The sequence below is a fragment of the Mesorhizobium sp. M7A.T.Ca.US.000.02.2.1 genome (genome assembly GCF_003996995.1).
GTDB lineage: Bacteria > Pseudomonadota > Alphaproteobacteria > Rhizobiales > Rhizobiaceae > Mesorhizobium.
This window is the reverse complement of the sequence record NZ_RZTT01000173.1, coordinates 1-12,044: the sequence shown is the minus strand read 5'-3', so window position 1 is coordinate 12,044 and position 12,044 is coordinate 1. Positions and strand designations below refer to the sequence as shown.

9 protein-coding genes and 3 pseudogenes are annotated in these 12,044 nt (G+C 59.3%); 1 reads left to right on the top strand and 11 read right to left on the bottom strand.

The genetic code is table 11. From position 1 onward, the window contains the following. The 10 genes and pseudogenes from nifN to queC all read right to left on the bottom strand — a co-directional run. Positions 1–819, bottom strand: an 819-nt coding sequence (gene nifN / locus EOD15_RS17520) for a nitrogenase iron-molybdenum cofactor biosynthesis protein NifN (RefSeq protein ID WP_127408675.1), incomplete at its 3' end; no start/stop codon positions are given. Positions 820–827: 8 nt separating this feature from the next. Beyond that, positions 828–2,303, bottom strand: coding sequence for a nitrogenase iron-molybdenum cofactor biosynthesis protein NifE (gene nifE, locus EOD15_RS17515; protein ID WP_095489376.1), 1,476 nt, complete (start codon positions 2,301–2,303; stop codon positions 828–830). A 61-nt stretch (positions 2,304–2,364) separates the two neighbouring features. After that, entirely contained in the window at positions 2,365–3,906 is a 1,542-nt protein-coding gene (gene nifK, locus EOD15_RS17510) for a nitrogenase molybdenum-iron protein subunit beta (RefSeq protein WP_024505263.1), read from the bottom strand. A gap of 129 nt (positions 3,907–4,035) precedes the next feature. Next, complete coding sequence (gene nifD / locus EOD15_RS17505) at positions 4,036–5,538, bottom strand: nitrogenase molybdenum-iron protein alpha chain (protein WP_024505262.1); 1,503 nt, start codon at positions 5,536–5,538, stop codon at positions 4,036–4,038. Between the two features lie 87 nt (positions 5,539–5,625). Then, a complete protein-coding gene (gene nifH, locus EOD15_RS17500) occupies positions 5,626–6,519 on the bottom strand; it encodes a nitrogenase iron protein (protein ID WP_024505261.1) in 894 nt (297 codons plus the stop codon). A 1,050-nt stretch (positions 6,520–7,569) separates the two neighbouring features. Beyond that, positions 7,570–7,766 (bottom strand): annotated as a pseudogene (locus EOD15_RS36800) (7-carboxy-7-deazaguanine synthase QueE); the annotation flags it as partial. 160 nt (positions 7,767–7,926) lie between these two features. After that, a complete protein-coding gene (locus EOD15_RS17490; protein ID WP_063169372.1) occupies positions 7,927–8,679 on the bottom strand; it encodes a carbonic anhydrase in 753 nt (250 codons plus the stop codon). 770 nt (positions 8,680–9,449) lie between these two features. Beyond that, on the bottom strand, positions 9,450–10,175 hold the full coding sequence (gene queE, locus EOD15_RS17485; protein WP_164752747.1) for a 7-carboxy-7-deazaguanine synthase QueE: 726 nt from the start codon (positions 10,173–10,175) through the stop codon (positions 9,450–9,452). Between the two features lie 5 nt (positions 10,176–10,180). Then, positions 10,181–10,537 carry a 6-carboxytetrahydropterin synthase QueD gene (gene queD, locus EOD15_RS17480; RefSeq protein WP_024505258.1) on the bottom strand — a complete coding sequence of 119 codons (357 nt, stop codon included), beginning with the start codon at positions 10,535–10,537 and terminating at the stop codon, positions 10,181–10,183. Beyond that, entirely contained in the window at positions 10,537–11,235 is a 699-nt protein-coding gene (gene queC / locus EOD15_RS17475) for a 7-cyano-7-deazaguanine synthase QueC (RefSeq protein WP_024505257.1), read from the bottom strand. Before queC ends, queD begins: the two co-directional genes overlap by 1 nt. A 369-nt stretch (positions 11,236–11,604) precedes the next feature. On the opposite strand from queC, the pseudogene EOD15_RS17470 reads away from it, so the two are divergent. Next, a pseudogene (locus EOD15_RS17470) lies at positions 11,605–11,746 on the top strand (transposase); the annotation flags it as partial. On the opposite strand, the pseudogene EOD15_RS36795 reads toward EOD15_RS17470, so the two are convergent. Continuing rightward, positions 11,741–12,044 (bottom strand): annotated as a pseudogene (locus tag EOD15_RS36795) (transposase); the annotation flags it as partial. The pseudogenes EOD15_RS17470 and EOD15_RS36795 sit on opposite strands and share 6 nt — an antisense overlap.

Below are 12,044 nucleotides of genomic sequence, written 5' to 3'. Positions count from 1 at the left end.
GTCCGTGTCCTGCAGCCCAGTCAGTGACTGGAACAACACGTAAGGCACGCCGGTCAACCCGAGCAGCGCTTTCGCCGGGCGGCGCATGTGCTCACCGATGGCGATGCATCGCATGGCCGTACCCAACTCGCGAATGTCTTCGACGCTGGTGCCGCCGTATGTGGTCGCTACCCAGCGGTCAGGAACCGTACCGTCGAGCGAGCCTGAAATGTCGGGCAGAATAACCGGCTTGAGCCCAAAGCTTTCAACCATGTCCCGCATATGCTCGATGTCGGCGACAGAGAGGTTGCATCCGGGCAGGATTGCGATCTTCTTCGGGTGCCGCGCCCGTTCGCCCGAGCGCGTAATCCCTTCGATCATTGCGGTGACTGCCTTGGCCCAGCCCTCTTCGATCGCGCCGTCAAAATCCGGCGTGTTGGCCAGCACGACCTCCGTACCCGCAAGCTGTTGCGTGTGCTTCCGCATGATGTTGGCAATATCACCCGCGCAATCTTCGCCACGCGTCTCCACCAGCGCGGTCGTGCACACTCCGATCAGCGTTGGCTTCGTGCGGTTCTTGAGGTTGAGGATCGCCTCTTCCAGATGGTCGGCTGCGCCGAGGATGGTCGCCACCTCATCCATCGCCGTAGTCTGCAAGGGAATCGCTTCTTTGAAGTGCCGCACGAAGAGAACGAGCGCAAAGCTTGTGCAGCCTTGGCTGCCGTGGAACAGCGGCATCGCACCGTCGACGCCAAGAAAGGCAAAGGCGGCACCCAGCGGCTGCGACGACTTCAGCGGGTTGACTGCCGCCGATTTGCTCTGGGGAAGGATGCGGGCCATCGGTCGCCTCAACACTCGTGTGCCGTCGCGCAGGCGAATTCATCAAACAGGTACGCGGTCTCGTTCCTCGTGCACGGCAATTCGCCTATCAGCTCAGGCTGGCAATCCCACGGGGCCGGCTGGCGCACCTGAGACCAGATCGGATTGTGAATGGCGAGGTCAATCTGGCGTACGAGTTCCACCATGCCGTCATAGCCGGCATAAGGATGCTGGCGCTCCTGGTTGATATCGAGCCAGGGCGTCTTGGCCTTGAGCGCAATGAATTGCGTGCGACCGCCCGACAGCATGATATCGGCCCTGTGTTCAGAGAGCATGGCGTACAGCTCGCTCGCAGCCATGGATTCGAACATGTGCTTGTCGTGCTTGAGAACTTGTTTGATGCGCTCCTTGTCCTGCACCGTAGATTTCTTGATCGAGGTGCCGACGATCTCGATTCCGATCTCCATCAGCGCATGGACAACCGACCAGGACTTCACACCGCCTGTGTTGAGCAGCACGCGCTTGCCTTGGAGCCTTTGCCGGTAGGATTCGAGTTTCTTCCACGCGATCGCCTCCTGCTGCGCGATCAGCGTCTCTGTGCGCTCGAGGATCTCCGGATCGGCGCCCTTCCTCACCAGCAGCCTGACAAGGTTTCGAAGAGCTTGCGATGTGTCGGAGATGCCATAGAAGGAGCCCTCGAAGAACGGGATGTCCCAGCGCTCCTCCATCTTGCGGGCAAGACTGATCAGCGCGGTCGAGCACACCATCATTGCCGCCCGGGCGCGGTGCGCGGAAGCAATGTCGCGGTAACGCGCATCGCCGGGAATGCAGGCGCGCACCCGGATCCCGAGCCGATCGAGGAGCGGCTTTACAAGCCAGAATTCGCCCGAGAGGTTGAATTCGCCAAGGATGTTGATGTCGTAGGGTCCGGGGTCGTCGGGTTCGACCGTGCCGATGACATGATCGAGCAACGCCTCGGCGGCGAGCTTATTGCCGAGGTTCTTGGAGCCTGCCAGGCCAGGCGCATTGATCGGCACCACGGCCAAACCGAACTTTTCCGTGGCGCGTTTGCACACGGCCTCGATGTCGTCACCGATCAGCGCCGTTACGCAAGTCGAGTAGACGAAGATCGCCGGCGGCGCGTATGTGTGCTTGATCTCGCGGATCGCCTTGAAGAGTTTCCGCTCGCCCTGCCCCATCACAAGGTCGAGTTCGGTGAGGTCGGTCGTGAAGCTTGTCCGCCACAAGGTCGGCCCTGACGAAACCGCACCACGGTTGTCCCAAGAATTGCCCTCGCAGGCGAGCGGCGCATGGACCAGATGCGCAACGTCGGTGATCGGCTGCAGGACGATCTTGGCTCCGTCAAAGGCGCAGCCGCCGGCTGCCGCCCCTGGTGTCAGCGACTTCGAGCAGCCCTCCTTGCGCGCCTTGGCATCTTTGCCACGGTTCTTATCGCAGGCGGGCTCATCGAAGGCGTCCTTGATTTTGGCGCTGAGGGAGGACATTGCTCAGCCTCCCCAGTCCATTGGGCAAGGAATGGCCTCGGCGAAAAGCCGGCCACGGCTCTTAGCGCGTGAGGTCATAGGAATAATCCGTCACACCCGTCTCGCTCGTCTCGCGATCGAGTTTGTCGAAGATCTTGTCGAGGATCGTCGTCAGCACGCGCAACGCGCCCTGGTAGCCAAAGAGCGCAAAGCGGTGATGATGGTGCCGATCGAAAATCGGAAACATCAGCCGGATCAGCGGTGTTCCGGTGTCGCGCTCCAGGTACTTGCCGTAGGAATTGCCGATCAAAAGGTCCACCGGCTCGGTAAAGAGCAGTGAGCGCAGCGCCCACAGGTCCTTGCCCGCCCAAACCTGGGCAGCCTTGCCGAAAGGCGAGGATGCTAGCAGCTTCTTCAAATCGGCTTCCCATGCCGAGGTGCCATTGGTGGCGAGGCAATGGGTTGGCTCGCCGCCGGTCTCCATGACAAAGCGGGCCATTGCGTGAACGAAGTCGGGATCACCGTAGATGGCGTATTTCTTACCATGCAACCAGGATTGGCTGTCCGCCATGGCGTCTACCAGTCGGCCGCGCTCGAGGCGAATTGCCTCGGGAATCTCCTTGCCGGAAATCGCCGCGACCTCCATCAGGAATTCGTCCGTCGCCTGAACGCCGAGCGGATAGTGGAACGAGGCCGTCGCCTGCCCGACCTCCTCGCAATAGCCCAGTGTCTTTCGGGTGTTGTGATGCTGCAGCGAAAGCGTTGCCTCGGCGTTGAGGGCCTTCTTCACCTCGTTGATCTTCGTGCCCCCGTCATACATGCGGTATTCACCGTCCGAAGGCGTATCGAACTGGTCAGAGGCATCCTGGATCAATGTATAGGACACGCCCATTACATCGAGCAGGCGCTTGAGCTCCCGGTTGTTGCCGACGCAGAAGCCGTCGAAGCCCGGAATGATGTTGATGGTTCCTTCGATTTGCGTACGCTCCTGACCTTTCCAGAAGTGCTCCAAAATGCCTTTGACCATGTTGTCATAGCCGTCGACATGACTGCCAACGAAGGCCGGGGTGTGGGCAAAGGGCACGTCGAAGTCGCGCGGGACTGAATCTTCGTCCTTGGCGTTCTGGATGAAGCTGTGCAGGTCGTCGCCAATGACCTCTGCCATACAGGTCGTCGACACGGCAATCATCTTGGGGTCGTAGAGCTGGTAGGTGTTGGCGAGCCCGTCGACCATGTTCTTCAGGCCGCCAAACACCGCCGCATCCTCGGTCATTGAGGAGGAGACCGCCGCGGCAGGCTCCTTGAAATGGCGCGACAGGTGCGAGCGGTAATAGGCGACGCAACCTTGGCTGCCGTGGACGAAGGACATGGTTCGCTCGAAGCCGGCGGCAGCGAATACCGCACCCAGCGGCTGGCAGGCCTTGGCCGGGTTCACGACAAGCGCTTTGCGGGCGAGGTTCTTTTCGCGGTATTCCCACGTCTGGGTGAAATCGCGCTGATCGGAAACGATTTCATCGGGGTGCGGACATTCGAAGTTTAGCTTCTTCTCAGCGAGCATCTTTCTGTATTCCGGCTCGCGGAACAGGGGAGCGTGATCGAGAATTTTTTCAGCCGACTGCGGCATGATGATTACCTCTTTTGCATCTGGCTGCGCGGGACGGCAGCTCAGGACGTCAAGACGTTCCAGGCTCCGGCGGATCAGAGGCCGCGGGAGTTCACCGTCTCAGTGGGAGACTGGGGCTGAAGCAAATGTTTATTCGGCAGCCATCGCCCGCTCATCGCCCCGGCTTCTTTTCCAAGGCGCGTGGAATAGGTCCCAGACCGGGTTGTTAATGGCGAGATCCACATCACGTGCGAAAATGGCAAAGCCATCGTAGCCGTGATACGGGCCTGAATAATCCCAGGAATGCATCTGGCGGAACGGTATGCCCATCTTCTGCACCGGGTATTTTTCTTTGATTCCCGAGCCGACCAGATTTGGGCGAATCCCTTCGATGAATTTCTCCAACTCATAGCCGGTCACGTCATCGTAGATCAGCGTGCCGTTCTTCACGTAGTGGCCGGTGCGCTGATAGTCGTCGCTGTGGGCGAATTCATAGCCGGTGCCCACGATGACCATGCCGAGGTCCTCGTAGGCCGTGACGACGTGGCGGGGGCGCAGGCCGCCCACATAGAGCATCACGGTATTTCCTTCCAGGCGCGACAGGTACTTGGCGATGACCGCATCAACAAGCGGCCTGTACTTGGCAATGACCTTTTCGGTCTTCTCCTCGATTTCCGGCCCAAAATGCTTGGCTATGTTGCGCAGAGAGGCTTCGATCTGGGAGGGACCGAAGAAATTGTACTCCATCCAGGCGACGCCATACTTTTCCTCCATATGCCGACAGATGTAATTCATCGACCGGTAGCAGTGGATAAGATTGAGCTTAGCCTTCGGGGCGCGCTCGATCTCTGCGAGTGTGGCGTCACCCGACCAGTTGCCAACCACGCGCAGCCCTATCTCCTCAAGCAGTATGCGCGAGGCCCAGGCATCGCCGCCGATATTGTAGTCGCCGATGACGTTGACGTCGTAGGGGCCGGCCTCGAACTTGACATCCTTTTTGTCGAAGACCCAATCCCGGATTGCATCATTGGCGATGTGGTGGCCAAGCGACTGCGAGACGCCGCGGAAGCCCTCGCAGCGTACCGGCACGATCGTCTTGTCATACTCCTTGGTCTTTTTGCGAGAAACGGCCTCGGTGTCATCGCCAATCAGGCCGATAGGGCATTCGGACTGCACGGTGATGCCGTTGTTGAGCGGAAACAAGACTTCAATCTCGTCAATGATCTGTTCCAGCTTCTTGTCGCCGCCGAAGACGATGTCCTTCTCCTGGAAATCGGAGGTGAACTGCATTGTCCCGAACGTGTCGACGCCCGTTGTACCGACGTAGTAGTTGCGGCGCTGCGACCAAGAATATTGGCCGCAGCCGACCGGGCCGTGCGAGATATGGACCATATCCTTGACTGGCCCCCACACCACGCCTTTCGAACCAGCATATGCACAGCCGCGAATCGTCATCACCCCGGGAATGGACTTGATGTTCGATTTGACGTCGCATTCGGAAAGGACCTCGCTTTCCCCGCCAGCCTCGTTGCCGCTCTTTGCGACGTTGAGGTGCTTCTTGCGGCGCTTCGCCGCCTTGTCGGGATAATGCGACAGCACCTCTTCGATAAGCTTCGCATGAAGAGCACCGTCATTCTCGTATTCCCGGCTCATGAGTCCCCCTTTCAAGGTTGGGTGACGCCTCAAAGAATAGGCGCCGTTCTCTGCAAGGCGCGCCGATTGATGGCAGCGCTAATGTCACTACTGGGCTGCCGCCTTCGCCGCTTCCTTGGAGTGAAGCTCGGCAAGCATCTGCTCGTCGGTCTTCATGATGCCGAAGTCGAGCAGCATCTCCTCCAGCTCCTCCATGGTGATCGGCGTCGGGATCGTACCCTGGCCCGAATTGGCGTGGATCTTCTCGGCCAGAGCGCGGTATTCCCCTGCCTGCTTTGAGTCCGGCGCGTACTGGATCACCGACATCTTCCTGAGTTCGGCATGTTGGACGATGTTGTCGCGGGGCACGAAGTGGATGAGCTTGGAATTCAATCGGCCAGCCAGTGCTTCGGCCAGATCGAGTTCGCGGTCGGTTTGACGTTCATTGCAGATCAGCCCGCCCAGCCGCACACCGCCCGAATGGGCATATTTGAGGATGCCCTTGGCGATGTTGTTGGCGGCATAGAGCGCCATCATCTCGCCGGACATGACGATATAGATCTCCTGGGCCTTGCCTTCGCGGATCGGCATGGCGAAGCCGCCGCATACCACGTCGCCGAGGACGTCATAGGAGACATAATCGACATCGTCATAAGCGCCATTCTCCTCGAGGAAATTGATCGAGGTGATGACGCCGCGGCCGGCGCAACCGACACCCGGCTCGGGGCCGCCGGACTCCACGCACTTGATGCCTCTGTAGCCCACCTTGAGCACGTCCTGGAGTTCGAGGTCTTCCACCGAACCTTCCTGTGCGGCGAGATCCAGGACGGTATCCTGAGCTTTCGAATTCAGGATCAAGCGTGTGGAATCGGCTTTGGGGTCGCATCCTACGATGAGGATTCTCTGCCCGAGGTCGACAAGGGCAGCGAGCGTATTTTGGGACGTGGTGGACTTGCCGATGCCGCCTTTTCCGTAAAAGGCGATCTGACGCAGACCTGACATAATAGCTTTCCTTCCTTCGTTCTAATCATCGCGACTGCCCGCGACACAAGTGCCGATAGGCAGCTCGTGCCGCCTCACACCAAGCATCGCAAAAAGCGTACCAGCGTGATCGGCCGATCCCAGAAGAAACTTTGTCATTAAATTCCAGCCGCTTAGATGGCGGCAAAACGCGCGAACGGGCCTTTCAGGCGTCTGTCACGGACACGACAAAGCCGACACAGATTGTCGTGCGCCATCCAAACCGCCGTGAGTCGAGCTCGAAGCGGGAGAATGGGGAAGTTAGCCCAAAGCTGATGGCGAGACCATCGGAAGACATCGGCTCTTGTCTTTCCAGCCTGCCATTGATCGGGCGGTCGCTGGATGAGCAGGAGCCTGGGGCTTGACCGCGGCGCGGGTAGTTCAGGCAGGCTCACAGAGCGGGAACGCCGGCGGCCGATAGACATCCGCGCTTAACCTTTCATAGCCCGTCTACAAGTTGGTTCCGCCGACGCGCTATATGGAAGCCAGATAATTCAGTAGCTTAGCCGAGAGCATTGATTTTTTCAGAAAGATACGTGTTATACGCGTACGAACCGCCGAACCCATGGTCGGCGCCCTCATGCGCGTGAGACCCCGTTGTGGGCGAGGCTCGCGACTGGCTGCACGATCCTAGCCGGCCTGCTTGCCATTGAGTTTGGTCCCGCCGCGGTAGGCTGCGGCATCAAGGGCAACATCAGCTACAACACTGGCAAGAAGATTATCACGTTCTTGGACAGGATCTTACTGGGAGACACGCATCAACAGGCGGGCGGGCAGGCTTCGAGAGGTTAGTGTCGCGGCAGCTTGCAGATCTGCCCACGGGGCCGCCACGATCGCAAAGTGTGTACAAAAGCGCCCTCTCTGCCGAACTGAACAGTGCTCACGGCCATAGCCTCGGATGAGCCCGACTGGCTTGACCTCTGCATGATGAGAGCAGCTTTTACACCAGGTGCGCAGCACATGTCTTTAACGAACGCATCGTCTTCAAGAATATAGAGAGCAATTCGGAAAACCGAGTAGTTGGCGGCGAAGCTAGGAGAAGGTATACACCACCCTCTTGTTACCCCAGAGTAGAACGTGCAGCTGCGGCAAGACGCGGGCTTCGAACCACCTGTCGCTGGTCACCTTTTCTACCAGCGATTCCATGCGCATCATATTCCGTCGGACTCGACAGAGACGTCTTCATTACCACGGCGGGGCGGCGTGTGATTGCCGGGTTGCAGACAAACCTCGCCGCGACGTCTTTGGGACGAGTGGTGTCGGCACCGAATCCCTATCATTTAGACTAGCCAGCTTGGGGAGCGCCGTCAGACCGCCAGACCGGAAGAGGAGGCTTCGCGCCAACTTGTGCCAAGAATGTTGGACCGTGCGGAACCGCTGGGGCGGCGCTCAACTCTGGCGCAGGATGAAGCGTCGATTGGGTGAATGAATAGGGCGCGCGTTCGACGGGTAGAGGGAGGCAAATCGCTGGATGTCTGCCGGATCAACGTCAACCGGTTCCATCGCCACCATCCACTCGACGTTTTCGGTGCACGGCGGCGTCGTCAGTGAGCCCTCATAAGTCCAATAGCCAAGCGAGGCTGGCAGAAGCCAGTTGGGATTCACCTCGTCGATCGTCACCTCCCCATTCGGCAGTTCGGGAAAGGCCGCAGCAAGGGCAGCAAAGCTGGCATTTGTCGCGCCGGGCGTTAAAAAGACGCCCAGCACGCCCAGAGTACCACTTTGCGTGTCCTTGTGAACGAAATGCACCTCCATCGGGAAGCTCTTGCCCGCCACGTGATGTTCGCTTGGCGCATGGAAATGGAACTGTACCAGTTCGTAGACACGATCGCCGCGGGTCAGCGTGCTGCCTTGTGGCATATTGATTTGAATGGTGTGGCCGTTGTTCACCATATTGCCGCCGCCCTTGTGCCAGCCGATGGCGATATGCGGGATATCCGCCTTGACCGCGCTGTTGATATTGATCGGCGATTGCTGCGTGCCGGCAGAGCATACGAAATTTTCCTTATCCAGATCAGCCCAGTGCTCCGGTCCGACCGGACCGGTGTACCCCCAATGGGCACTGGTCGCTTGGGCGGCTTGAACGCAAATCCGGCATGCGCCGAGCGCAACCAACCCTTTGATCAGGTGACGACGATACATATTACTTTTGCTCCTCTTGCGAACTGATGTTGGTGGCTGCCCTAATGGACGCGTGATGGCCAATCGGCGCGGCCAGTATTGTCCTTTGCAACTGATAGATGCCCGCATGCCTTGGCGTGCTTTCATAAGTGCGGCTGCCGTTTCTCGGCTGGCCGGCTTCTGCAGCCCGCAACGGGAGCAGTTTCAACCAGCTAAACGATAAAAAATTTGAGCAGACCAGCGCTTGACCCCCGCCGCAAAGGCACAGGCGAAGGTGATCACTGCGCGGCTGCCGTTCGCGCCGGAGGCCGCATCGCTATACTTTACACTCGCTGCCCAAGGAGACGCAGGCGACCCTAATACGTTTTCATCGCTACTCCCGACGCAGCCGACCCACGCCACGAAAACGTTGCTATATTTCACGTTGGGCCAGTGAGGAAATCGATCTTCTTTATGGAAGGCATTTGCGCAATGGATGCATTCCCATGCTGACAGTCGTGCGTCAGGCCGGACAATGAGATACATCGATAAGAGCTGGACAAGGATGAGGGGATGACGTGCTTGCGACGGAGCAGGTGGGGCGAGAAGGCCAGTTCTTGCGGATTTCAACTTTGCGTGACGACAGCTCATCGGAGTCAAGGTGACACACGCCGGCAGCGGGGTGTCCGGGCGGTTTCCAGCCGCACAATCGCGAGACCGCTGACGCGAACAAAGCTCGGCTGTACTCGGCACGCGAAGAGAGCCTGCCAAGCCGTTGGAGCCCGGCCTTCCGGTGCGACGCAAGCCGCAGACTAGACCGCCCTCTTGTTACCCCAAAGCAGAACGTGCAGCTGCGGCAACACGCGGGCTTCGAACCACCTGTCGCTAGTCACCCTTTCGACAAGCCATTCCATTCGCATCATTATTCCGTCCAAGTCGACAGAGGCGTCTTCACTGCCAGGGCGCGGCGGCGTGTGATTGCCGGGTTGCAGATAGATCGGAAGGTGCGGATATCTCGCCGCGACTTCTTTGGCGTAGGCATAGTCACTCTCGTCGAAAACGACGAGCTTGAGCACGATTTGCGGCTTCTCTTGCGCCGCTTCGAGGCATGCATCAAACGCAGCCCAACGGGTCGTCATCTCGCTGGACGGCGGCTTTGGGCTAAGGGTCAGCACGTCAAGATCCGCAAACCACTCCCTCACCACGGAACCCTGCGTTTCCAGTGCAAAACGATAGCCCTCGCGATGGCCGCGTTCTATGAGGGGACCGAACGGCTGAATGGCCGGGTTGCCGCCTGACAAGGAGACCATAACCGGCCTGCCGCCGGAAAGCGCATGGACGGTTTGCCACACGGCATCGATCGGCATCGGTAGCCATTCATGGCGATACTGATTGTCCACCGCGTGAAGGCTGTCGCACCATGAACAGCGATAATCACATCCGCCGGTTCTGATGAACACCGTCGGCAAGCCGATGAGCACGCCCTCGCCCTGGATAGTCGGCCCGAATATCTCGCTCACACGGATTGCGGGATGCATGTCGGTCACGGACGGTATTCCGCCCAAGTTTTCGGTGTTTCGCTAACGCGCACGGCCGCGGTCTGCGGCAGACGTGCCTTGCACCATTCATAGAAATGTCTGGCCAGGCATTCCGCCGTGACCTTCTCATGTCCCAGCACGTCGTTGAGGTGCCGATGGTCGAAGCTCTCGTCAATGTAGCGTTTGAGCGGCGCCAGATCGTGATAGTCGCGCACGAAGCCGTGGGCGTCCAGTTCCTTGGCCGACAGCTGCACTACGACGACATAGTTATGCCCGTGCAGGCGCGCGCATTGATGGTTGGGAGGCAAGGAGGTGAGCTGATGCGAGGCCGAGAAGTGGAATTCCTTGCTGATGTGGAACATTACGCGCGCCTCCTGCGCAGCGCCTCAAGCCAGAAATCGGCGTCCTCGTAGTCGGTGGGATCAGCGTGCCCGGCGAGATGGAACGCTTCGCGCCGCTCGACGCAGGTCCCGCATCGTCCGCAGTGACGCACGCCGCCCTTGTAACAGGACCAGGTCTCAGCAAACGGGGTGCCGTATCTTGCGCCATCCGCAACAATGTCAGCTTTTCTGAGATTCACATACGGTGCATAGAGGCGTATCTGCGCATAGCCGTCGAGCGCGCGGTCTTGCATTGTCTGGAAAGCTTCAATGAAGGCCGGACGGCAATCGGGATAGATGAAATGGTCCCCACCATGCACGGCCGCCGCCACCGCTTCGGCGCTGTGGGCGGCGGCGAGACCGAAGGCGATTGCCAACATGATGGCATTGCGGTTCGGCACCACCGTAATCTTCATCGTGTCTTCGGCGTAGTGGCCGTCCGGCACGTCGATACTGCTAGTCAGCGCTGAGCCGGAAAGGCCACGGCCAATTTCGCCGATGTCGATGATCTGGTGCGGGACCTTCAGTCGCTGCGCGCAAAGAGCGGCGAAGCCCAATTCCTTCCTGTGCCGTTGGCCATAGTCGAAAGATAGAAGGCCGGTGAGTTCGTGCTCCGCTGCCACCATGTGAGCAAGGGAAACGGAGTCCAATCCGCCAGAGCAGACGGCGAGAGTCTTCATCATTGGTATCCTTGTTTTGACCGGGTAAGGCTGCGACCGGAGATTTCTCTGCGCCCCCACTACTCCAGCGACTCAGTTTTGTGAACCGGGAGAATTTGCGCTCAGCCCGATTGGAACGGGAGTGCGTCGCGTCCAACACGCGTGATCAATAAAAGTTGAGCGCTTCAGCAGTTTGTTTCGCATCGCGCCAACTTTCGCAACCTGCTGTCCGATCGTCGACTTCGAGACAAGGTGATGTTCGGCCGACATCGGCTGGCTCTTAATTAAGCCGCAGAACACATGTTGGCTTTCTGGCCTTCGCTTGTGCGGTTGGCGAGGGCGACATGGATGCCAGCAAATTTGACATTGGCGACATCCGCCTGGAGAACCCTGCGCGGCGCGATTGAGGCCGCAGGCGAGCCTGCTCTACCTGCCGCCCTACAGTCCCGACTTCAATCCGATTGAGAACGCCTTCGCCCAACCTAAGGCGCTGCTGCGAGCAAAGGCCGAGATAACCATCAAGGCTCTATGGGACTGACGTTGCCCCAGCAGTTTTGAGTTCGTTTCCGGCGTGGGTTGTGCCCTGCTGGGCGGGTGAAGCGACGGGCGCTGGCGCGGAGCCTTTGGCATAGCGCAGCGCGAGCGACCGTCGCGGATTGAAGGTGCTGGCGAACTTGGCCGGGGTCTGCCAGGGGGGAGTGCGGCCGCGCGGTGTTGTAGTCGGCGTGCCACAGGGCGATGGCTACGCGCGCCTGAGCCAGCGAGGTGAACAGCGTCTCGTTGAGCAGTTCATCGCGCAGTCGGCCGTTGAAGCTCTCGATGAAGCCATT